Origin of the sequence: Neisseria elongata subsp. elongata (assembly GCF_900113545.1) — a bacterium.
Lineage (GTDB): Bacteria > Pseudomonadota > Gammaproteobacteria > Burkholderiales > Neisseriaceae > Neisseria > Neisseria elongata.
In genome coordinates, this window is the sequence record NZ_FOPS01000004.1 from 46384 (window position 1) to 69487 (window position 23104).

The following is a 23104-nucleotide window of genomic DNA, read 5'->3' on the forward strand; positions in this document are numbered from 1 at the left end:
AAGGCATAGTGCCGATAATGAAGCAGGCCGTCTAAAAGCCATAAACGGTTTTTCAGACGGCCTTTTTATATTCGGACGATTAGGCGGTTACCGAATATACGCTTTCAGACGGCCTTTCTTTATCCGCAATCAGTTTCGCCACGGCGGTGGCCAAGCCTTTCCTGTCCATGTAGTCGCGCGGGATTTCGTCGATGGCGGTGTGCAGCGTATAGCTGTCGCTGCCGCTGTTGCCCAAGCCGCACGGGCGCACTATCGTCCAATGCAGGCCGCTTTGGCGCAGGTGGTTTTCCGCTTCGGTTTTGGCCTGAACCGCTTCGCCCAATGCCTGTTTGAACATTGCGTTCGTGTTTTCCCACTGTTCGCCGCAGCCCATGCTGGTTACGAGTATCAGGCGGGCTTGGGGGGCGTGGGCGGCCACCGCGTCGATGATGTTGATGTTGCCGGCCGCATCGCTGCGTACGCCCGCTTCGTTTTTGCCGCCGACAAAGCTGACGACGGTTTGCGGTTTGCTGTCGCGGATGACGGCGGCGCAGGCTTGCGCGTCAAGCACGTCGGCCGTTGCCGTATTTGCGCCGTGTTGTTTGAAAAACGGGTCTTCGGCCTGTTCGGGGCGGCGCAGGACGGCGGTAATGCCGTCTGAAAAACCGTCTGCCGACAGGCGCGCAATCAGTTCGCGGCCGCTTTTTCCGTTTGCACCGAATATGGTCAGCATGGTTACGCCCCTTTTTCTTCGGCAAACAGCGCGCGCATGGCTTCGATTTGGTTTTGGCGCAATTCGCCGTTTTCATCGCGGCCGACATAAATCTTGAACATCGCGCCGCCGCTGCGGTTGATGAAGTTGAGCGAAACCGTGTCTTTGCCCATAAACGGGCGTTCGACCAAATAAACCGCCGTGCAGTTTTCATAATAAATATGGCCGTGGATGCCGCCCGGTTCGGCTTCTTTAAAATTGTAGAAGCCGCGTCCCACGCTGCCGTCCGGCAGTTTGCCGGTTACTTCGGCAATCACGTCGGGCGTATGGGCGATAAACGTAACCGCTTCGTCCCATTTGGCGATTGCCTGCATGATTTCGACAAAGCGTCCGCCATCCGTTTTCTTCACCGTGCCGGCGGGCAGGCAGTTGATGACTTCTTCAAAACTGCATTGGAAGCGTCCGGCCAGCATTTCGAGAATCTGGCCGGGATTTTCGGCCAACGAGTTGCGCAATACCGTTTGTTGTTCGGCAGACAGGGGGTTAGGCATAGATTGCTCCTTTTCTTCGTTTGCGGGTAGGGCAAGCATCAGCTTGCGGGTTAAGGTGGGCGACCAGTAGCGGCCGCTGGTGTTTAAATGAATCAGGCCGTCCGAATCGGGTTTGCCCGTCAAACCGAGTTCCGCCCACTGCGCCAGCAGGGCCTGCGCGCGCGGTTGCCCGGCAAACAGGCGGCTGTTTATCGTTCCGGTTTCGATATCGTGCTGCAAACGGCCGAGCAGGTATTTGTTTCCGCTGTGGCGGCTCATGTAGGCGATGTTTTTTTGGCCGGCGGGCGTGGCAAGGTAACTGTCCAAATCGCTTTGCACCTGATAACTGTATCCGCCGCCGTTGCCGCCCGCGCCCGAACCGAAGGCCAGGCAGGCCATATTCGACTTGACCAGGCGGTTGTACAGGTTGCGTTCGCCGCGTTCGGGATAGGCGAAGTGGTTGTTGCTGATTTGCCGCCAGCCCTGTTGCGCCAAATACTCGACCGTATAGGCATATTGCAGCGACTGCGTGTCGAAGCCGGCCGGCGGTGGAAACGCGCCTTTTTCTATCATGCGGTTGATGGGCAGGAAGGGATAACAGTTGAAGGCGTAAGTATCGAGACCCGACAGCGGCAGGGCGGCCGCAATGCGCAAGTCATTATGCCAGATTTCATCATTTTGCCCCGGCAGGCCGAAAATCAAATCGGCCACAATTACGGCATCCAGCCTGCCCAGCTTTTCCAAATAGGCGGCCGCTTCTTCGCCGCTGTGTTTGCGCCCCAAACGGCGGCGGATGGCGGTATCGAAAGTTTGCACGCCGATGGAAATACGGTTTACCCCCGCATCGATGCAGGCCTGTGCCTTGGCTATATCGAAATGGCTCATGCGGCCTTCCAGTGTAAATTCGCAGTCGTCGGCCAGCGGCAGATAACGGTAGCAGGCTTTGATGAGGCGGACCAAATCGTCGGTCAAAAGCGCGGTGGGCGTGCCGCCGCCGAAATAGACGGCGCGGATTTTGCCGTTTCCTTGGCGGATTTCGGCTTCCTGCGCCAATTCGGCGATGATTTTATCGGTATAGGCGCGGCTGTAATCGTCTTTCCAGGCGTTGCGGTAGAAGCCGCAGAAAACGCAATGGTTGGCGCAGAACGGGATATGCAGGTAGGCCAAGGTATCTTCCTGCAAAACCGTTTGCGCCTGCTCGCGCCAAAGCCGCTGCCACTCATCGGACGGCACGTCGATGCCGCCCCACACAGGCATCAGTGCCTGCCGCTCGGGAAAAGCATCCGGTACGGCTTGCCCGTTGCTGATTTTTATTTCTCGTTTCATGGCATCATGAATAAAATAACAACAGTTATTATTCTGTGTAAAAAATGAGATATTGTTTTTGATTCATATCAAATAATAGAGAATTATTATTAAAATTGATAGATATTATTTAAAAGTGGGGTTTATATGGGAGGAATTAAGGATTTTAATATTTGTTGAAATCATATAATTATGTTTAGAAACGGTGTGTGCAAAGCAAGGCTGCGGGTGGCGTAATTTATAGAAACCGATTCACCGGGCACTTTGCATATTCAAAAATTATCTCTCCTTAAGGCTAAGGAGGCAGACAAGTTAAAACGGATTGGTGGTTTATGATTCGGTTTTGATTGCATCGTTTCCGCACCGGTAATACAGAGAGGCCGTCTGAAACTTTTCAGACGGCCTCTATTGGAATACCGGAAAACCGTTTTACAACACTGATTTTACAGTATCGACAACATTGTCCACGGTAAAGCCGAATTCTTTGAACAGCAGTTCGGCAGGGGCGGATTCGCCGAAGCGGTTGATGCCGACGACTGCGCCGTTCAATCCGACGTATTTGTACCAGCCGTCGGCGTGTCCGGCTTCTACTGCAACGCGCGGCAGGCCTTCGGGCAGGACGGCGGCTTGATAGGCGGTGTCTTGGCGGTCGAATACGTTGGTGGACGGCATGGACACGACGCGCACGGCGATGTTTTGCGCGGCGAGGGCTTTTTGCGCTTCCAGAGCCAGCTCGACTTCGGAACCGGTGGCAATGATGACGGCTTGGGCGTTGCCTTGGGCTTCGCTGATGACGTAGCCGCCGCGTTTGATGTCGTTCAGTTGTTGTTCGTTGCGCGCTTGGAATTTCAGGTTTTGACGGCTGAAAATCAGGCAGGACGGATGGTCTTCGGCTTTTACCGCTTCCGCCCATGCCACCAGCGATTCGGCGGTGTCGCACGGACGCCATACGTCCATGTTCGGAATCAGGCGCAGGGTGGCGGTTTGCTCGATAGGTTGGTGGGTCGGGCCGTCTTCGCCGAGGCCGATGGAGTCGTGGGTGAAGACGAAGACGGGGTTGATTTTCATCAGCGCCGCCATGCGCAAGGCATTGCGCTGGTATTCGCTGAACATCAGGAAAGTTGCGCCGAACGGTTTCACGCCGCCGTGCAGGGCAAGGCCGTTCATGATGGCGCCCATGCCGAACTCGCGCACGCCGTAGTGGATGTAGTTGCCGCCTTTTTCGCGGGTAACGGAGACGCTGCCCGGCCAGTCGGTCAGGTTGGACGGGGTCAGGTCGGCAGAACCGCCCACCAGTTCGGGCAGCTCTTTAGCCAAAATTTCGATGCTGTTTTGGCTGGCTTTGCGGGTGGCGATGGTTTCGGCTTTGGCGCACACTTCTTTCAATGCAGCTTGAACATATGCATCGAAATTGTCCGGCAGTTTTTTATCCATGCGGCGCACGAATTCTGCGGCTTCGGCAGGATATTTGGCTTGGTATTGCGCGAACAGTTCGTTCCATTCGGCTTCCAGTTTCGCGCCTTGTTCTTTCGCGCTCCATGCGGCGTAAATTTCTTGCGGGATTTCAAATGCGGGGTAAGTCCAGCCCAAATGTTTGCGCGTGGCTTCGATTTCATCCGCGCCCAAAGGTGCGCCGTGGGTTTTGTGGCTGCCTTCTTTGTTGGCGCTGCCTTTGCCGATTAAGGTTTTGCAGCAGATGAGGGACGGTTTGCCGGTTTCGGCGCGGGCGGCTTCAATGGCCGTCTGAATGGCGGCGGTGTCGTGGCCATTTACGTTGGGAACGACATGCCAGCCGTAGCTTTCAAAGCGTTGCGGGATGTTTTCGGTAAACCAGCCGTCCACTTTGCCGTCGATGGAAATATTGTTGTCATCATATAAAACAATCAGTTTGCCCAAGCCTAAGGTGCCGGCGAGCGAACAGGCTTCGTGCGATACGCCTTCCATCATACAGCCGTCGCCCATGAAGACATAGGTGTAGTGATCGACGATGTTCAAACCGTCTTTATTGAACTCGGCGGCAAGGATTTTTTCGGCCAATGCCATACCCACCGCGTTGGCAATGCCTTGTCCCAACGGGCCGGTCGTAGTTTCCACGCCGTCGGTATAGCCGTATTCGGGGTGGCCGGGGGTTTTACTGTGCAGTTGGCGGAAGTTTTTCAGGTCTTCAATGCTCAGGTTGTAGCCGGTCAGGTGCAGCAGGCTGTATAACAGCATGGACGCGTGGCCGTTGGAGAGGATGAAGCGGTCGCGGTTGTAGAATTTGGGGTTGGCGGGGTTGTGGCGCAGGAATTTCGTCCACAATACTTCCGCCATTTCCGCCATACCCATCGGCGCGCCGGGGTGGCCGGAGTTGGCTTTTTGGATGGCGTCGGCAGAGAGGAAGCGGATGGCGTTGGCAAGTTGGGAGGGCATGGTGTTTCCTAATAGTTGGGTTTGAAATGGGTTTGTAGGCCGTCTGAAAAGCGGGTCGGCTATTCGCCGCTTAACAGGTCGTAATTTTCGTAAACGGATTCGACGAGCGGGCTAAAGTCATCGGCGGAGAAATAGGAATGGCCGATGCCGATTAACCGGCTTAAAGGGTCGTCCGTATCGGCGGGTTCGGTATCTTCGTCGGTAACAAAATCCTGCCGTGCGCGCGCTATCATGCCTTGCACGTATTTCGCGCCCGCGCCGAGGCCGGTGAGTTTGCCGGCCGCATAGGCATCAATGTCGTCGGCATCCATCAGGCACACCAGCCGGCCGAAGCAGTAGCCGTAGAAGGTGAAGCCCGCCATTTGAAACAGCAGTTCGTCGTTGATATCCCAGCGCGGATCGTTTGTGATGGCGGAGAAAAGGCGGTTTGCTTTATCGTGGAAGGCTTGTTGCATGGTGGATTCCTGAGGGGCGGGCGGTTTTGTCCGAGTTGTTTGCGATGAATGGGGGATGAAAAACGGTGCAAATTATAGCCGAAGCCATGCTTTTTTCCTACAAGGCGGATTGGTGCGGGGGAGGGAAACTTAAGTGTTTCGGTAAAAGCGGATGTCGGGCGTATGCGTTGAAACTATTGGGAAAACGGTTTGCCGTGCATGGTGTTGATGTTTCGGCAGACGAAGCATGATTGAGGCCGTCTGAAAAGATGTTTGCACGTTTTCAGACGGCCTTTTAAGCGGTTTGAGACGGGTTTGTATGTTTCCCTTGCTTTTATCTCGCTGCGGCGCCGGTGGCGGTTTTGCGAATAGGCCTTGCTTGAAAGGAATGGCAGCCGTTTTTTAATCAAGAGGCCTTGGCGATTGTCAGCCCGGATTTGGAGGCCGTCTGAAAAGCGGGGCGGCTTCAGCGGCGGCCTTCCACATCGATAATCAGCACTTCCGACTGCGAGCAGAGCCGCAGCGGGATGCCCCAGAAGCCGTAACCGGAAGTAACGAAAAAGTGGCCGTTGCCGATTTTTTCATATCCGTAGTGCAGGCGGTTGATGGTGCGGACGATGAGGTTGGCCGGAAAAATCTGGCCGTTGTGGACGTGGCCGGAAACTTGGATGTCGATGGGCAGAGTCGAATGCAGTTCGATTTCCGAAGGGCGGTGGTCGAGCAGGACGACGGGTTTGGATGTATCGGCCTGCTCCAGCAGTTCGGCGGTTTTCAGACGGCCTTTGTCCAAATCGTCAGGACGGCCGATAACGGTCAGGCCGCCCGTTTCGATGATTCCGTCGTTTAGCACCGTGATGCCCGCCGCTTCGATGGCGCGGGTAATCTGCCGTTGTGCGCCGAACAGATCGTGATTGCCCAATGTGGCGTATACGCCCAGCGGCGCGCGCAGTTTGGACAGGTGCGGCTGCATGTGTTCGGCTTCGTAAGCGGCGGTGTCGTCGTCCATGATGTCGCCGGGCAGCAGGATGATGTCAGCTTTTTCCTGTTGCATGATGCCGGCCAGTTTGTCGAGTTGGCGCGCGCCGAACAGGATGCCCAGGTGAAGGTCGCTGGCTACGCCGATGCGCAGCGGTTTGGCCAAAGGCTTGTCCAATACCACGCGGTAGTGGCGGACGGTCGGGAGATAGGCATTGTAGAGCGACAGGCAGAACAGTGAAGCGACTACCGCCGGTGCGGCAATACGCAGGATGCGCCGGAGTTTTTCGTCGGCCACGCGCTGGCGCAGCAGCAGTTTCAATAACCAAGCAAACAAGGCGGCAAAGCCGGTATACAGCAGTAAGACCATCCACAGTGCGGTCAGGCGGAAAGAGCCGTGCCACAGCCTGAGGAGGGAGAGGAGTATCAGGCCGTTGCCGAAGGCAAACAGGGCGAGGCAGAGCAACCGGCGGCCGCGTTTTTTCAGACGGCCTTCAAACTGCCAGCATAAGGCTTTGTAAAAACCGTAGGTAAACGGCTGCATCAATAAGACAAACAGGGTCAGGAAGGAGAGAAATTTCATGTATGAGTTGCGTGTGTGGTGATTCGGACGGATTGTAATGCCGTCCGACACGGGTGGCGGCAGGGTTTTATGATAAGAAAGCTGCCACCCGGATGCATACCTCGGGACGGCTGAGAGCTGATGATGCGGGTGTTTAGTATTTTATGCGCACGCCCGCGGATACTTCGTGGGTGTGTACTTTTACACCGTCGAATTTGCCCCAGTGGTTGTAGCGGTAGCCCGCATCCAGGGCGATGTTTTGATTGATGTCGTAACCGATGCCCGTCATCACGCCCAAGCCGGTTTTGGTTTTGCGGGTTTCATAACGTTCGATAAAGTTTGAACTGTATTCCGTTGTATCAAACGATACGCGGTTGAGGCCTACGCGTGCGCCGACATAAGGTTTAACAGGGGATTGCAGGTTGATGTCGTAAATGGCGGAAACACCGAGACTTTGGAATTTGGCTTTCGCGTCATAATTGGTGGAGCTGCTGATTCTGCCGCTTTCTTTGTGGGATTTGTAGTGGGTGTAGTCGGCTGCCACACGGAAATCGCCAAAGTCGTAACCGCCCGACAGGCGCGGACTGAAGCCTTTTGTCGTCACGCTTTCGCCGTAAGCCTTGCCTTTTACCGAAGCATGGCCGACATCACCTTGGATATAAAATCCACGGTGTTCGTCTGCCAGTGCGACGGCGGGAAGGGAAAGGGCAACCAGTGTAGTCAGAATTTTTTTCATGATGTTGTTCCTCGTAGGTGGAAAAAATTATTGATGGCCATCAGGCTCTCTGCAACTGTTGGTTGTTTGGATTGTATTGCGTTTCGTCTGTTACAACAATCACAGTTTTCATTGAAAAATTGCAAGCCGCCCGAAGTTTGGCACTTCGGGCGGCTTGCGTGAATACCGATGGTTTGAAAAATTAGAATTTTACACGCACACCGGCAGATACTTCGTGAGAGTGTACTTTCAAGCCATCGAATTTGCCCCAGTGGTTGTAGCGGTAGCCGGCATCCAAGGCAACATTTTGGGTGATGTCGTAGCCGACACCGGCCATCACGCCAACACCGGCTTTGGTTTTACGGAAAGATTCAGTTTCGTGGTAGCCGGTAGTACCCCGGAAATCGTCGCTATAAGAAATGCGGTTAAGACCCAAGCGTGCGCCGACATAAGGTTTAACCGGAGAATTTAAGTCGAAATCATAAATGGCGGAAACACCAAAGCTTTGGAATTTGATTTTTGCGTCAAATGTGTAAAGCGGATCGCGTTCATGTTCTTTCAAAGTTTTATAGTGGGTGTAATCGGCAGCTACACGGAAATCACCGAAATCATATCCGGCAGACAGGCGCGGGCTGAAGCCTTTGGCACTGCCTTTACCGCCATCATCTTTGGTTTTAATGGTTGAGTGGCCGAGATCGCCTTGAACGTAGAAACCACGGTTGTCATCTGCCAATGCGACAGCGGGAAGGGAAAGGGCAACTAAGGTAGCCAGAACTTTTTTCATGATGTCATCCTCAATAATTGGATAGAAAATTATTAGTAGTCAAACGGCTTGCAACCGCCGACGGGCCGATTGTATTCTGTTATGAAGGTTTAAACAACGTTAAGATGGTTTTGATATGGCTGGGAAGCTTCCACACAACAATAAAAAAGCGGAGCCGTATATTGGAGGCCGTCTGAAAACCATCTGCCGCAGCAATACAAAGATTTATAAAAAGCATTGCAATAAATCGTTTAAAAACAACCGTCCCCGTTCGGTCGGGCGGAACACGGTCGGGTCGGTTTCCAGCAGACCTTTTTGCCTTGCCGTTTCGATTTGCGCCATGATTTTGGCGGCGGGTACGCCTGTGCGTTCCTGCAACATCGCGGCGGGTACGCCGTCGGTCAGGCGCAAGGCGTTCATCATGAATTCGAACGGCAAATCTTCGGCGGCGACGGTTTTGCGTTCAACGGCTTCACTCGGCTGACTTTGCATTAAGGCGAGGTAGTCGTTGGGATGGCGGCGGCGGACGGTGCGCTCGATGCGGTCGGGGTAGGAAATTTTGCCGTGCGCGCCCGCGCCTATGCCCAAATAATCGCCGAACTGCCAGTAGTTCAAATTGTGGCGGCACTGCATGGCGGGTTTCGCAAAAGCCGATGTTTCGTAGTGGACAAAACCCGCGCCTTCCAGCGCGCCGTGTACCGCGTCTTCGATGTCGAGGGCGGCTTCGTCTTGCGGCAAACCTTTCGGCGGCGTATGACCAAACGGCGTGTTCGGCTCCATGGTCAGATGATACGCGCTGATGTGTGTCGCGCCTGTGGCGATAGCGGTTTGTACGTCGTCCAATGCCGTCTGAACGGTCTGGTTCGGCAGGGCGTACATCAAGTCGATATTGACTTTATCAAATAATTTCAACGCAGTATCGATGGCGGTTAAGGCTTCTTTGCCGTTGTGGACGCGTCCTAGTCGCATCAGCATATCGTCGTTGAAACTTTGTACACCAATAGAAAGCCGCGTGATACCCGCATCTTTAAATCCTTGAAATTTCTCAATTTCAAACGTGCCCGGATTGGCTTCCAACGTAATCTCCGCTTCCGGCTGCAAGCGTAACAGCGAACGCATGCCGCTCAACAAACGGTCAATCGATTCCGCCTGAAACAGGCTGGGCGTACCGCCGCCGAAAAATATCGTTTCCACCGGCCTGCCCCAGATATTGGGCAATTCAAGCTGCAAGTCGGTCAGCAGCGCGTCGATATAGGCGGCTTCGGGCAGCCCGTTTTTCAGGCTGTGGGAATTGAAGTCGCAATACGGACATTTTTTGATGCACCACGGGATGTGGATGTAGAGCGACAGGGGCGGCAGGGCGGTCAGTTGTCCGGGGCGTTGGAAAGTGATTTGGGTCATGGTATGTTTTTGGGATTGAGGTCGTCTGAAATTTTTTCAGACGGCATCTGTGGTATTAAGTTTCGTCTCAGATGGTTTTATTTGCCCGCTGCAAGGACACACCATATTGTTTTGATACTTTTTCAAAATCGGCTGTGTCTTGTTGCGGGATGATGATAAAGGTGTAATAGTCGCTTCCTGTGTCTGCACTATAAAGTACTGCACCGGCGGCTTCAAATAAGGGATATACGGCCCTTGCTAGCTGATCGGGCAGATCTTCTTCAAGCTGCTGTTCGGTCCAATTTAGGACAACATTAAAACGTTGCGCCATTTCTGTGATGCAGTCAATAAAACTTTCCCCGTCTTTCCAATCAACGGAAAACAGATGTGCGTAGTCTTCGAGATTATTGTGTAGGATGAAGCCTTCGGTTAAGAGGTTTTTGAATACGGCGGTTTCGTTATTTTTTTCCTGCGTATTATTTTCCCCGCTTTCATCTTCCCCTCTTAAGTCTTGATGGATATTTTCGATAATGATGCTAACGGTTTTCGGCCGGTCGCGGTAAATAACATCCAGCCAATGCCGGAAAAGTGTTTCATGATTTTTTAATGGGCGGAACAATGTATAAATAAACAAACAGATAAAAAATAAAGGGAACATCAACCATATCAATAAACGCAGTAAAACGACAATGACGGGCAGAAAAGGCTTTGAGACAAACAACAAAGTTTTAGAAATAAACAGTAACAAAATTAATGACAAAGTTACTATAGACGACAATATCAAACGGATAGTTTGCATCAGCAGAATAAAGGGCAGCAAGAGCAGTTTCAAAAGTTGATGGCGGGAATGGGCCATAAATTCGTTTTCCTTTCGGTACAAGGACAATTACAGGCCGTCTGAAAAGACGTTTTGGGGTTTTCAGACGGCCTGTATACTTTATAAGGCTTCAATTTTTCTCAACAATTCCCGCAACGCCTGCCCCCTGTGGCTTTCGGCGTTTTTGATTTCGGGGTCAAGCTCGGCGGCGGTGCAGTTGTGTTCGGGCAGGTAGAAATGCGGGTCGTAGCCGAAGCCGTGGGTTCCTGCGGCTTCGGCCTGCCATTGGCCGCGCCAGAAGCCTTCGGCGATGATGGGTTGCGGGTCGTTTTCGTGGCGGACGAGGACGAGGACGCAGACGTAGTAGCAGCTTTTATCGGCTTTGTCGGCGAGGTGGTCTGAAAGGCGCTTGTTGTTGGCGGTATCGGATTTGGGATTGGCTCCGGCATAGCGGGCGGAGAGGACGCCGGGTGCGCCGTTTAATGCGGCGGTGCAGATGCCGGAGTCGTCGGCGAGCGCGGGCAGGCCGCTGTGTTTGGCGGCATGGCGGGCTTTGGCGAGCGCGTTTTCGATGAAGGTGTGGTACGGCTCGGGGCATTCGGGCGTGTCGAACTGCGATTGCGGCAGGACTTCGATGTTCAAATCGGCAAAGAGGCGGGAAAATTCTTTGAGTTTGCCCGCGTTGCCGCTGGCGAGAACGATTTTTTCGAACATGGGTTTTCCTTAGCGGGATTGGTTTTGCTGTTCGCGCATTACTTTAGCGCGGGCGTGTTCGCGGACGAAGAGGCCGAGGCAGGCGACTTGGCCGAAGACGGCACCGAATGCGAATAGGAAGGCGGCGACGGCGAATTGTTTGCTTTGAATGGAAAGCAGGTACGCGCCCAGAGTTACCAATGCGATGAAGAGCAGGGTGAAGAGGACAGTCAGGATGAGGAAGGTTCGGCGTTTGGTCATGGCGGTAAACGGGGTTAGGTGGCTCGGGAGGCCGTCTGAAAAGCGGGAAATGCGTTTTCAGACGGCCTTTTTGTTTATCCTGCCGTTTCCAGCCTGTCGAGCAGGGCTTCTGCGGCGGCGGAGACGAGGCGGAAGGTTTCGGCGAAGTCGCCGGTGTACCAGGGGTCGGGCACGGCCTGATAGCCGCTGTCGGGAATCAGGTCGGTGAGTTTGAACTGTTTTCCGGGGCGGCTGCCGAACTGCCGTTCCAGTTCGGCCAGGTTGTCGTCGTCCATGGCGATGATGAGGTCGTAATGCGCCGGGTCTTTGCGGCGGATTTTGCGGCTGGAAAATCCGTCGGCGGCAATGCCGTGCGCCTTGAGTTCGGCCTTGGTGCCTCGGTGCATGCCTTCGCCGTCATGCCAGCCGGACGTGCCCGCGCTGGCGGTTTCGACGAGGTGCGACAGGCCGCGTTCGGCGGCTTGGTGGCGCAGGACGTATTCGGCCATCGGCGAGCGGCAGATGTTGCCGAGGCAGACAAACAGGATGCGGTGTTTGTTCATGAGTGTCTGCCGTCGCCGTAGAGCGGGTTGTGGCCGGGCAGTTTGACCGCTTGCGAGTAGGTGGGCAATTCGTCGTTTTCGCCTATGGGGTCGTGCAGCAGGCGGATGTTTTCCACTTGGCATTCGGCCAGCAGGTCGAGGAAGTTTTGCTGCACGATTTCGATTTTGTCCATCGGCGAGAGCGGCCAGGTGAAGGTTTGCGGCTGGAGTTCGAACTGGCTGTCGGTGGCGTTGAAGCCGAATACGAGCCTGCCGCCTTCTTGTGCGGCCATAACGACGCCGACGCGCGGGCTTTGCAGGCGGATGGAGCGGATGGAGTTGGCGGTGAAAACGTCCAAAGCCATACGCAGGCGCATGTGGCCGGCATCGGTGAGTGCGGCGGGCGGGCTGTCGGGGGAGAGGGGGTTGGCAAACAGGGTTACGCCGGGGGCGGACAGGGCCTGCTGCCATACCTGCATCAGCGGCAGGGCGGCTTCTTGAAGGTTTTTGCCCAAGGCGGCGGTCAGTTCGCGGCCGCCGTAGCCCAGAGCGAAGGCTGCGCTGACGGATTGGCCTTCGACCAGCGGCAGGCTGTCGTTTTGCGGCAGCGAGGCGGCGAATTCTGCGGCGGCTTCGGCGTTTTGTTTGGCTTTGAACCATTGTCCGGCGTTGATTTCGGAGATTTGTCCGGCAGTGAACAGTTGCGGCAGCCAGGTGGCGCGGGAGAGGGCGCGTGTGTGCGGGTAGTTGGCCAGGCAGACGGAGAGTTCGTGCGCGGGTGCGGCGGCGGTGAGGGCGGCGGCTTGTTTGCAGCCGGCAACCAGAATCACGGGCAGGGCGAACCATTGTATTTCTTCGTCGGTTTTGGCCTGCAATACGTCGTTGAGCGCGGCCATCATGGTGCCGTATGCGGCCTCGCTCGGGGTCATGCTGAGGGCGACGGAAAGGTTGAGGTAGAAATTTTGCGACAGCATGCCGTAAATCTGCGCGCGCAGTGCTTCTGCGGCCAGTTTGCCCTGTGCGCCGCCGCGCGCGGCCTGTTCGGCGTGCATCAGCAGTTCGCGTTTGACGGGTTCGGCGGGATAGGGGCGGGTGTCGGGGAGATAGCGGTGTTCTGACATGGTGTTTCTGCCTTTGTTTTGATGTGTCGGGTGAAAGGCGGTGATTATAACGCAAACCGTATCTTGAAAGGCCGTCTGAAAGCATCGGGGCGTTTTTCAGACGGCCTTTTCCCGCCGCGTGGGGCGGAGGCGGGTTTTACGGTAAAATGGTGCCGATTTTACGACACCGGAAACAAGGAGCGACCATGTCCGCCGAGCTGGAAAAACAACTGCTGCCGCACCGCAATGCGATAGACGAAATCGATGCCTCCGTTTTGAAGTTGCTGAACGAACGTGCCGTCCATGCGCGCGCCATCGGCGAATTGAAGGGGACGGGCGCGGTATACCGCCCCGAACGCGAGGCGCAGGTGTTGCGGCGGATTAAGGAATTGAACCGGGGCCCGCTTTCGGACGAAGGCGTGGCGCGGCTGTTCCGCGAAGTGATGAGCGAATGCCTGGCGGTGGAACGCCCGCTGACCATCACCTACCTCGGCCCGGCCGGCACGTTTACCCAGCAGGCGGCCGTCAAGCATTTCGGCCACGCCGCCGACACGGTGGGCTGCAATACGGTGGACGAATGTATGCGGCAGGCCGAATCCGATCAGGCCGATTATGCCGTCGTGCCGCTGGAAAATTCCACCGAAGGTTCGGTCGGCCGCACGTTGGATTTGCTGGTGTCCTCGCCGCTTCGTGCCTGCGGCGAAGTGGTGTTGCGCATCCACCACCAGTTGTTGCGCAACCGCGAGGGGTTGGACGGCGTGCAAACCGTTTACGGCCACGCGCAGGCCTTGGCGCAGTGCCACGACTGGCTGGGCAAAAACCTGCCGGACAGCATCGTCCGCGTACCGGTGTCGAGCAATGCCGAAGCCGCGCGGCTGGCGGCGGCAGACGGTTCCGCGCTGGCCGTTGCAGGCATAACCGCCGCTGAAATCTACGGCCTCACCGTTTTGGCGCGGAATATCGAAGACGAGCCGAACAACACCACGCGCTTTCTGGTGTTGGGCAAACAGGACACTGCGCCGAGCGGGCGCGACAAAACCTCGCTGCTGTTTTCCACCCCCAACCGCGCCGGCGCCGCCGCCGAACTGCTCACGCCGTTCAGCGAGGCGGGCATTTCGATGACCAAATTCGAAAGCCGTCCGAGCAAAACCGGCTTGTGGGAATATGTGTTTTTCATCGACATCGAAGGCCATAAGGACGACGAAACCGTCCGCCGCGTCTTGGCGCGTTTTGCCGAGCGCAACGTCTTCGTCAAAATCATCGGCTCTTACCCCGTGGCCGTGCTGTGATGGTGAAATTCAGGGAAACGCCCCGTGCGGCGGCCGCTTTCAGACGGCCTCCATGCCTTTAACACCCGACTAAGGAACCAGAGATGGAAAATATCTTATTGCGGCAACTGGAAAACGTGCTTTGCGAAGGCATGAAGGTTCCCGAAGAGTTGCGCCGGCTTTACCAATGGATTGAAGACAACGGGTTTTACGAAGACCGCGAAGGCATCCGCTACGGCTATTTGTACCCGCAGCAGGCGTTACGGGACAGTTGGACCGATACCGAACGTGAAGGCGGCACCATCATCTCGTTCTACGTCGACAGCAGAGAGGAACAGGACGAGACCGTTACCCGCTACTACGGCAATAAGAATGAAGAAATAAGCAGCCGTCTGTGCATATTCAGCCAAACGGGCGCGGAAGGTTCGATGGGCGCGCTGTGGCTGGACGACGAAGGCGAAACGCGAATCGTCCACCTCGGCTCCGGTTCGGGCTCCGCCATGCTGTGCACGCTGGCGCAAAACGGCTTGGATTTCCTGCGCCTGCTGGCCATCGGCTACGACGAAATCTGCTGGGATTCCGAACTGCCGCTGCCGCCGAACCACGATGAAGACGGACTTTTTGTCAAACCCAACCTGCTTTTCCGCACATGGGTGGAAAACACCTTCCGCACCACCATCCCCGAATTGGGCACGGAGATTGTTACCCCCGTACAGATGGGGGAGCAGGAAAGCAAGGGCGATTCGTTTGTCGAATGGTCGAACAAGGTGGTGAGGTAAAGCATGGTGGAAAATCCCGCCTGCGGCTTCCAAGCGGAAACCGCCCCGTCCCCGCCCGCCGCCTGCGCCATACTCGGCTTCGGTTACCTCGGCCGCCCGCTGGCCGAACGGCTCTATCAGCACGGCTGCCGCGTCTCCGCACTGAAAAGGCGGCTCACGTCCGACGACATCAACCTGCCCATCGGGCTGCACACCGCCGATTTAAACCAAACCCCGCTTTCAGACGGCCTCTTCGCCTGCTGGCAGGGCATTCCGACTTGGATTTGCCTGCTGCCGCCTTCGGCCTTCGCCGACTATCCCGCACTGATTGCGGCATGGGTTGCGGCGGCGGAACGGTATGGCGCGGAACATCTGATTTTTACCGGCAGCATAGGCGTTTACGGGCGGCGGGAGCGGGTGTGCGACGAAGACAGCCCGCCCGATGACGGAGATGAAAAAGCCGTGCGGCTGCTGGCGGCAGAGCAGGCGGTGCGGGCAAGCAGCGTGGCCGCCACCGATATTTTGCGGCTGGGCGGCCTCTACGATGCCGAACGGCATCCGCTGGCGACCGTTGCCAAAAACGCAGGCCGTCTGAAAGGCAGGGAAGCGGTCAATATGCTGCACCGCGACCGCGCTGTTTCCGCCCTGTTTCAGACGGCCTGTACGCCCGACGGACACCGCCTGAGGAATCTGGTGGAAACCCCGCACCCGTCCCGCCGGAGTTTCTACGCCGCCGAGGCCGCCAAACTCGGCCTGCCCGTGCCGCAATTTGCCGAGGGCGGCGGACGGGGCAGGACAGTGCAAACCCGATACGGCGATTTTTCTGCTATATTGCAGCTTGCCGATACGGCGGGATAAAACATACGGCCGGCGCGGGCGGTTTGAGGCCGCCTGAAAAAAACGCCGGACAGACAGAGACACGCAACGCGACACCGCACAAACAATGAGGCCGTCTGAAAGCAAAGCCCTAACGGAGCCCAACCGTTCAGACGGCCTCGAAAGACAGAAAACGATATGCCGACACTTTCCATATTCAACCACATCATCCGTCAAAACCCCGAAACGCAGGCCGTGCTGGCGGGCTACAACGGCATCGTCCTCACCATCCGCGCTGCCGGTTTCACCCTGCACGGCCGCTTCAACAGCGAAGGCCTGCTCGAACACAGCCCGCACGCCGCCGATGCCGTGCTGGTGTTCCGCGACAGCGTATTGCGGAAAATGCTGAACGGGCAGCAGCCCGGCGTGGGCGATTTTGAAATCGAAGGCGACATGACCTTGGGCTTCAGGCTGCTGACCGTCATCGGCGGCCTGCGCTATCGGGCCGACCGCGATTTGAGCCGCCTGTTCGGCGAAGAGGCGGCGGAACGCATAGGCGGGCGCGGGCGGAAAATCGCCGGCACGCTGAAATCAATCGGCCGCAGCCTGTTGGAGCAGGGCGCGGATTTTTCCCGGGAACCCGAATCGCCCGTGGTTTCGCGCGAAGAATTCGAGCAGTGGGCGGAAGAGGTCGAACGCCTGCGCGACGACATCGCCCGCCTGCATGCGCGCTTGGATAAGTTTGAGCGCGATTGGTAAATCCGAATATCATCCGATAAAAAGGCCGTCTGAAAGCCTGTTCCGCTTGGTTGGAACTTGGTTTTCAGACGGCCTTTTGTATTTTTTCGGCTATCGTTTGCAAGAGTGGAAGAGGGGGGCGGTCATGCGATTTTTGATTAGAAGGAATACATCAGTGCCGCGATGCCCGGCCTATGGTGAGTCGAAAAAAGGACTTTCCATACCGTCCTTCACGCCCGGGCGGGAATGAGACGATTCGGCGTTTTCCATGTTGATTGCAGGCAAAAGGCCGCAGTTAAAAGGCCGTCTGAAAGTATGGCTTCCTGCATGGGACGGCTTTCAGACGGCCTTTGCCGTTGAGGCGGCATTTGCTTTACGTATGTCCGTTTTCCTGTTCCGAACCGTATTTGTCCCACAGCAGGCGCGGGTCGAAATAGTGCGCCGACAGCATGGTCAGCAGCACCACGAGGCAGAAATACAGCGAGGCGGGGCCGGGGGTAACGCGGGCGATGTTGGTGTGGAACGTGCTCATCAGGATGATGATGACGAAAATATCAATCATCGACCAGCGGCCGATTTTTTCCGTAATCCGGTACAGCAGGGAAACTTTGCGGATGTCGAACGGCACGCCGTAGCGGCTGCACAGCAGCAAAAAGGCCATGGCGAAAATTTTTAAGACCGGAATCATGATGCTCGCGCTGAAAATAATCGCCGCAATCGCACGGTCGCCGCTGTCCCACATGAAGATGATGCCGCCCATGATGGTACTGATTTCGGTAACCGTCGGGTTGGAGGAAATCATAATCGGCAGCATGTTGGCGGGGAGGTAGAGCACCGCCGCCGCCAGCAGGAAGGCCCACGACAGTTTCTCGCTGTTCGGCCTGCGGGTGAAAAGGTGGGTGCCGCACACTTGGCAGAGGATTTCTTCAGACGGCCTGAAGTAGCGGCAGCGGCTGCAACAGATTTTGCCTGTGTTGTCGGCATAAATCGTGGTGTGGCCGTGCAGGCGGTGGATTTGGTAATACACCCAGTGTTCGGGGACGGACAGCGTGGTCCGCAACAGCAGCAGCACCATCGGGAACATCAGCCAGAATGAGCTGCCGAAATCCACCTGCACCACGTCGCCCAGTTTGATGTAGGCGACCAGGGTTGAAATCAGGAAAACGTCGGCCATCACCCAGCTTCGTAGCCGGACCATCGTCCGCGTGGCCATCAACAGGCCGGGCAGGGGACTTTGTACCGCCAGCGCGCCGTAAACGTAGAGGCACAACAGCAAAAACAGCAGCGGCAGGCCGAAAGTAAAGACGAACATGACTTCGGCCAAAAAACCGAAGTCCTGCAAAATCAATACTTCCAGCATAAACGGCAGCGTCAGCCGTTCATAAACGCCTATGGTGCTGACGGTCATGAACATGCCGCTGTACACGCACAGCAGCAGGATGAGCGTGCCCAGAGCCAATGCGAGCGGGGTGGTAAAAGGGCGGTTTTCCACCCGCACCAGTTCGTGATGGCAGCGGGGGCAGTCGGCCTGACGCCCCTGCCCAAGCATCGGAATCTCAATCAGCAGGCCGCATTCGGGACAGTTCAGGCTGTGCGCGGGCAGCATCAGGCGGCGCAATTTCGGCCGATGCTGTCTGAAAAGATGTTGCGGCGCGGTTGTCTGGCGGAACAGGGGCATGACGGATAAGGAAAAAACGGAAAAGGCGGATTATACGGATTTTGCCGCCCGGGCGGAAACCGGCGTGCGGAACGGGAAAAGGCCGTCTGAAAACAAGGTGTTTCAGACGGCCTGCAAATTCATTTTTTATTCGTCCTGCAATAAAACCGACGGCCGCTGTGCTTTCCTCAGCTCTTCCACTTCATCCAAAAGCCGCATAATCAGGCCCAACGCAGGGATGCCGGCCTCAAAATCACGGCTCAGACGCTGTGCGCGGCGGATGCGTGCAAGGTGGAAACCGCTGAACGTAGTTTGTTCGGGCTTGCCGCCTATGCTGATGATGTCTTCCTCGATGAGTTCCAACAGCCAATCGCGGCGGCAATGGCTGACAGCAATGATTTCTTCAAAAGTCAATGTGATGTCGGTGGATTGCGTCATGGTTTATCCTTTCTTTCATGCGTGTTTCGCAGCGAAATGCTCTGCCAGTTTCTCCCATGCGGCACGGTCGGCTTCACTTTCTGCAACAGGGACATTGATGCGGATATTCAAGTATAGGTCTCCCGCCTCTTTCGCCGGAATGCCCTTGCCTTTAAGGCGGATGGTTTTGCCGCTCTGAGTGTTGGCGGGCAGATTGACCTGTAAGCGGCCGGATGCGGTAGGAACGATGATTTTGCCGCCCAATACCGCCTCCCACGGTTTGACGTCTATCGTCTGATATACGTCTTTTTTGTTTTTGACGTACAAGTCCGGCCGGTCGTGGAACTTGATTTTCAAGTACAAATCACCGTTCGCTCCGCCGTTGCTGCCCGGCAACCCCTGCCCTGCCAAGCGGATTTGCTGGCCTTCGGCGATGCCTTTGGGAATTTTGACGTTGAGGGTTTTGCTTTGGTAAGCCATACGGCCGTACTCGTCCAAAGTCGGCACATTCAAAGTCAGACTGCGCTCCGCACCGGTATAGGCTGCATAAATATCAATGCTCAATTCGGCGTGTTGATCCTCTCCCTTGACGGGACCACGCGGCTGCTCGGGACGGGAGCGGGCGTGGCGGAACGATGAAAACAAGTCTTCAAAATTAAAGTCACCCGCGCCGAATGGCTCTCCTTCCCGGTACTCATAACGGAAGCCTCCGCCGTCAAAACCGTTGCCGAACGGGTTACCGCCTTGTCCGAACGGATTGCCCCCTGCATTGCGGCCATAAGGGTTTGCCAACATTTCATCATACTCAGCACGTTTTTCCTTGTCGGAAAGCGTCTCGTAAGCACGGTTGATTTCCGCCGTACGTTCAACGGCATCCGGCTCTTTGCTCACATCGGGATGGTATTTGCGCACCAGTTTGCGGTAGGCTTTTTTAATGGCGTCCTCGTCCGCATCTTTGGCGACACCCAGTATTTCGTAATAATTTTTTTCTGTCATAAATTCAGTTTCTCATGGTTATAAAAATCTAAATCCGATGGTGCTCTAACTTGAGTCGTCCGTGCGTATTTCAAGGCTTCCGGCAGGGTCTTGGACGGTGGCCTCTGGTTTTTCAGACGGCCTTCGGCGGGGATGCGCCGGTCAGCCTAAAAACAGGCGGTAGGCCGGGTTGCCGGTGTGGTCTTCGCAGACGTAGCCCACGCTGTCGAGGAAGGCGGCGAAGGCGGCTTCATCCTCGGCGGGAACGTCGATGCCGACCAGGATGCGGCCGTAGTCCGCACCGTGGTTGCGGTAGTGGAAGAGGGTGATGTTCCAGCTGCTCTGCATGTGGTTGAGGAAGTGGCGCAGCGCGCCGGGGCGTTCGGGAAATTCAAACGTAATCAGGCGTTCGTTTTTCACTTTGTGGCTGCGGCCGCCGACCATATAGCGGATGTGGATTTTGGCGATTTCGTCTTCGGTCAGGTCGGTGTTGGGCAGGCCTGCGGCGGTGAGTTCGGCCGCGATGGCGGCACGGTCGGCCGAGCCTGTGGTTTGGATGCCGGCAAAGATGTGGGCGGTGTCGTCGTCGCCGTAGCGGTAGTTGAATTCCGTGATGCTGCGGTTGCCCAAGGTGTTGATGAATTTGAGGAAGCTGCCGGGGCGTTCGGGGATGGAAACGGCGAAAATGCCTTCGTTGCCTTCGCCCAGTTCGCTGCGCTCGGAAACGTGGCGCAGGCGGTGGAAGTTCATGTTGGCACCGCTGTTGATGGCAATCAGGGTTTGGCCTTCGCAGTTTTCGCGGGCGACATAGGCTTTCAGACCGGCCAAAGCCAATGCGCCGGAAGGTTCGGTGATGCTGCGGGTGTCGTCGAAGATGTCTTTCAGCGCGCCGCAGATGTCGTCGGTGTCTACCAGGATGATGTCGTCCAAAAGGTCGCGGCAGATGGCGAAGGTGGTTTCGCCCACCAGTTTGACCGCCGTGCCGTCGGCAAACAGGCCGACGTCTTTCAGTTCTAAACGTTCGCCCGCTTCAATCGAACGCTTCATGGCGCAGGCATCGAATGTTTCCACGCCGATGACTTTGATTTCGGGGCGCACGTTTTTGATAAAGGCCGCAATGCCCGCCGCCAGCCCGCCGCCGCCGACGGGGACGAAAATGGCATCAATCGGCTTCGGATGCTGGCGGATGATTTCCATGCCGATGGTGCCTTGTCCAGCGATGACGTCGGGGTCGTCGAAGGGCGGGATGTAGGTCAGGCCGCTTTCGGCCACCAGTCGGACGGCGTGGTCATAGGCATCGTTGTAGGATGTGCCTCTTAATACGACTTCGCCGCCGCGCGCCTTAACGGCGTCTACTTTGATTTGCGGGGTGGTTTCGGGCATGACGATGGTGGCGCGGCAGCCCAGCGTTTGTGCCGAAAGGGCCACGCCTTGCGCGTGGTTGCCCGCGCTGGCGGTAATCACGCCGCGTTCGAGTTCGGTCGGGCTTAAAGCCGCCATTTTGTTGTATGCGCCGCGTATTTTGAAGGAGAAAACGGGCTGCAGGTCTTCCCGTTTGAGCAGGATGTTGTTTTTCAGACGGCGTGAAAGATTGCGGGCGGGTTTGAGCGGGGTTTCGACGGCGACGTCGTAAACGGAGGAGGTGAGGATGCGGGTGAGGTAGTCTGCGTAAGGGCGGGTGTCCATGATGTTAAATTTTTTTACGAAAGGTAAAACCATACCCGCAGGTTGGTGCGAACGCAAGAAAAAGTTAGCAAAGGCGGGGGCTATCGGTATAATGCGGCTTTTTTCGCCAATATGCCGCAAATGTTTAGTGCGGCGGCGGAAATTTTTCAGACGGCCTCCGGCCTGAAAACCCCATTACTTTCCCCATAATTCGTTGTCCTATGAAAAAATATCTGACTGTGGCGGCATTGGCCGTCGTCCTTTCCTTTCAGACGGCCGATGCCGCCCGTAGCAAACATAAATACAAGCACAGATACAAACCTCCCGTCGCGGCAGCAACTGCCGCTGCGGCGACGGCTGCCGCTTCGGCCGTGCCGGGCGAGAATGCCGCTTCCGAACCGGACGTTTTGCCGCCCGAGCCGGTCCCGCAGGCTTCGACCGCGCCGGAAATCGCCGCCGCCGCTTATTTGGTGCAGGATTTGCAAAGCGGCCAGATTCTGACCGGCAAAAACCTCGACAAGCAAATCGAACCGGCATCACTGACCAAATTGATGACCGCTTATCTGGCTTTTAAAGCCTTGGAGGAAGGCCGTCTGAAAGCCGAAACCATGCTGACGCCGTCCGAAACCGCCTGGCGTGCCGAAGGTTCGCGCATGTTCCTCAATGCGGGCAAACCGGTATCCGTGGGCGATTTGCTCAAAGGCCTGATCGTGCAGTCGGGCAACGATGCCGCCGTCACGCTGGCCGAAGCGTTGGGCGGCAGCGAGGCGGGCTTTGCCGACATGATGAACGCCGAAGCGAAACGCTTGGGCATGAGTAAAACCCATTTTATCAATGCCACCGGCCTGCCGTCCGACGGCCACACGACCACCGTGCGCGACCTGGCCATCTTGTCGGCGGCGATTATCAAGGATTATCCGAAGTATTATCCGATTTACTCGATGCAGTCGTTCAAATATAACAACATCGAGCAGCCCAACCGCAACCTGTTGCTCTACCGCGACCCGAATGTGGACGGCCTGAAAACCGGCCACACCAACACTGCCGGCTACAACCTGATTGCTTCGAGCAAGCGCAACGGCCGCCGCGTGGTTTCCGTGGTGGTGGGAACGGAAAGCATTGAGGCGCGTGCGGGCGAGAGCAGCAAACTGCTGAATTGGGCCTTGCAGGCCTTTGATACGCCCAAGGCATACGATGCCAACACCCCGGTTTCTTCCGTAAAAGTGTACAAAGGGCAGGAAGACAACGTAAATATAGGTTTCCTCGAACCCGTCTATCTCACCATCCCACACGGCGAGGGCAACAAAGTCAAACCGGTTTTGGAAACCGTGCAGCCCGTTTTGGCACCGATTGAAAAAGGCCAGGTGCTGGGCAAACTGAAAATCACCTACAACGGCCAAGTGCTGGCCGAACGCAAAGTCGTCGCGCTGACGGCCGTGGACGAGGCGGGCTTTTTCGGCCGCCTGTGGGACAGCATCAAGCTGTGGTTCAAAAACATGTTTGCCGACGAATAAGCACGGCCGTGCCGTGTCGGCGGCGGCCTTCCTGCAAAATTCGCGGGTCGGCCGCCGCTTCCTTCTGCGTAGACAGGCCGTCTGAAACCCGCCGTATGGGGCGAATCCGATGAAACGATTCATTATTTCCGTTATCC

At 56.3% G+C, this 23104-nt stretch carries 22 protein-coding genes; 5 read left to right on the top strand and 17 right to left on the bottom strand.

Annotated features, from left to right (window positions below; all coding sequences use genetic code 11):
- Positions 1-79 precede the first annotated feature (79 nt).
- The 13 genes from BM261_RS04990 to BM261_RS05050 form a co-directional block, all read right to left on the bottom strand.
- Entirely contained in the window at positions 80-712 is a 633-nt protein-coding gene (locus tag BM261_RS04990; RefSeq protein ID WP_074895799.1) for an NAD(P)-dependent oxidoreductase, read from the bottom strand.
- Between the two features lie 2 nt (positions 713-714).
- Positions 715-2547 (bottom strand): heme anaerobic degradation radical SAM methyltransferase ChuW/HutW, encoded by a 1833-nt coding sequence (gene hutW, locus BM261_RS04995; RefSeq protein ID WP_074895801.1) that lies wholly within the window; start codon positions 2545-2547, stop codon positions 715-717.
- A gap of 408 nt (positions 2548-2955) precedes the next feature.
- Positions 2956-4938, bottom strand: a complete 1983-nt coding sequence (tkt, locus tag BM261_RS05000; RefSeq protein ID WP_074895803.1) for a transketolase — start codon at positions 4936-4938, stop codon at positions 2956-2958.
- Between the two features lie 59 nt (positions 4939-4997).
- On the bottom strand, positions 4998-5393 hold the full coding sequence (locus tag BM261_RS05005) for a hypothetical protein (protein ID WP_074895806.1): 396 nt from the start codon (positions 5391-5393) through the stop codon (positions 4998-5000).
- Between the two features lie 445 nt (positions 5394-5838).
- Complete coding sequence (locus BM261_RS05010) at positions 5839-6930, bottom strand: metallophosphoesterase (protein WP_074895809.1); 1092 nt, start codon at positions 6928-6930, stop codon at positions 5839-5841.
- Positions 6931-7063: 133 nt separating this feature from the next.
- The gene (locus BM261_RS05015; protein WP_074895811.1) at positions 7064-7645 is read right to left on the bottom strand and encodes an opacity family porin; all 582 of its coding nucleotides are present in this window, start codon (positions 7643-7645) and stop codon (positions 7064-7066) included.
- A 181-nt stretch (positions 7646-7826) separates the two neighbouring features.
- The gene (locus tag BM261_RS05020) at positions 7827-8408 is read right to left on the bottom strand and encodes an opacity family porin (RefSeq protein WP_049251514.1); all 582 of its coding nucleotides are present in this window, start codon (positions 8406-8408) and stop codon (positions 7827-7829) included.
- A 204-nt stretch (positions 8409-8612) separates the two neighbouring features.
- Positions 8613-9788 carry a radical SAM family heme chaperone HemW gene (gene hemW / locus BM261_RS05025; protein ID WP_074895814.1) on the bottom strand — a complete coding sequence of 392 codons (1176 nt, stop codon included), beginning with the start codon at positions 9786-9788 and terminating at the stop codon, positions 8613-8615.
- Between the two features lie 67 nt (positions 9789-9855).
- A complete protein-coding gene (locus BM261_RS05030; protein WP_240317879.1) occupies positions 9856-10623 on the bottom strand; it encodes a DUF6630 family protein in 768 nt (255 codons plus the stop codon).
- An 81-nt stretch (positions 10624-10704) separates the two neighbouring features.
- Positions 10705-11298, bottom strand: coding sequence for an RdgB/HAM1 family non-canonical purine NTP pyrophosphatase (gene rdgB / locus BM261_RS05035; RefSeq protein WP_074895817.1), 594 nt, complete (start codon positions 11296-11298; stop codon positions 10705-10707).
- Between the two features lie 9 nt (positions 11299-11307).
- Positions 11308-11538, bottom strand: coding sequence for an NGO_0222 family membrane protein (locus BM261_RS05040; protein WP_074895821.1), 231 nt, complete (start codon positions 11536-11538; stop codon positions 11308-11310).
- A 74-nt stretch (positions 11539-11612) separates the two neighbouring features.
- On the bottom strand, positions 11613-12080 hold the full coding sequence (locus tag BM261_RS05045) for a low molecular weight protein-tyrosine-phosphatase (protein ID WP_074895824.1): 468 nt from the start codon (positions 12078-12080) through the stop codon (positions 11613-11615).
- Positions 12077-13180, bottom strand: coding sequence for a conjugal transfer protein (locus BM261_RS05050; RefSeq protein WP_074895827.1), 1104 nt, complete (start codon positions 13178-13180; stop codon positions 12077-12079). The genes BM261_RS05045 and BM261_RS05050 overlap by 4 nt, the downstream gene beginning before the upstream one ends.
- Positions 13181-13365: 185 nt before the next feature.
- Between BM261_RS05050 and pheA the strand changes: the two genes are divergently transcribed.
- The 4 genes from pheA (at position 13366) to BM261_RS05070 (ending at position 16760) form a co-directional block, all read left to right on the top strand.
- The gene (gene pheA / locus BM261_RS05055; protein ID WP_074895830.1) at positions 13366-14448 is read left to right on the top strand and encodes a prephenate dehydratase; all 1083 of its coding nucleotides are present in this window, start codon (positions 13366-13368) and stop codon (positions 14446-14448) included.
- 83 nt (positions 14449-14531) lie between these two features.
- Positions 14532-15206 carry an SMI1/KNR4 family protein gene (locus BM261_RS05060; RefSeq protein WP_074895832.1) on the top strand — a complete coding sequence of 225 codons (675 nt, stop codon included), beginning with the start codon at positions 14532-14534 and terminating at the stop codon, positions 15204-15206.
- 3 nt (positions 15207-15209) lie between these two features.
- Positions 15210-16043, top strand: a complete 834-nt coding sequence (locus BM261_RS05065) for a Rossmann-fold NAD(P)-binding domain-containing protein (protein ID WP_074895835.1) — start codon at positions 15210-15212, stop codon at positions 16041-16043.
- 156 nt (positions 16044-16199) lie between these two features.
- Complete coding sequence (locus BM261_RS05070) at positions 16200-16760, top strand: ubiquinone biosynthesis accessory factor UbiJ (RefSeq protein WP_074895837.1); 561 nt, start codon at positions 16200-16202, stop codon at positions 16758-16760.
- A gap of 352 nt (positions 16761-17112) precedes the next feature.
- On the opposite strand, the gene BM261_RS05075 is transcribed toward BM261_RS05070, so the two are convergent.
- The 4 genes from BM261_RS05075 to ilvA all read right to left on the bottom strand — a co-directional run bounded on the left by BM261_RS05075 (position 17113) and on the right by ilvA (position 21474).
- Positions 17113-18345 (bottom strand): paraquat-inducible protein A, encoded by a 1233-nt coding sequence (locus tag BM261_RS05075; protein ID WP_083426655.1) that lies wholly within the window; start codon positions 18343-18345, stop codon positions 17113-17115.
- Positions 18346-18543: 198 nt separating this feature from the next.
- A complete protein-coding gene (locus BM261_RS05080) occupies positions 18544-18834 on the bottom strand; it encodes a chaperone modulator CbpM (protein ID WP_049248054.1) in 291 nt (96 codons plus the stop codon).
- Positions 18835-18849: 15 nt separating this feature from the next.
- On the bottom strand, positions 18850-19809 hold the full coding sequence (locus BM261_RS05085) for a DnaJ C-terminal domain-containing protein (RefSeq protein ID WP_074895841.1): 960 nt from the start codon (positions 19807-19809) through the stop codon (positions 18850-18852).
- A 141-nt stretch (positions 19810-19950) separates the two neighbouring features.
- Positions 19951-21474, bottom strand: coding sequence for a threonine ammonia-lyase, biosynthetic (ilvA, locus tag BM261_RS05090; RefSeq protein WP_074896229.1), 1524 nt, complete (start codon positions 21472-21474; stop codon positions 19951-19953).
- A 200-nt stretch (positions 21475-21674) separates the two neighbouring features.
- On the opposite strand from ilvA, the gene BM261_RS05095 reads away from it, so the two are divergent.
- Positions 21675-22967 carry a D-alanyl-D-alanine carboxypeptidase family protein gene (locus BM261_RS05095; protein ID WP_074895844.1) on the top strand — a complete coding sequence of 431 codons (1293 nt, stop codon included), beginning with the start codon at positions 21675-21677 and terminating at the stop codon, positions 22965-22967.
- Positions 22968-23104: the final 137 nt, after the last annotated feature.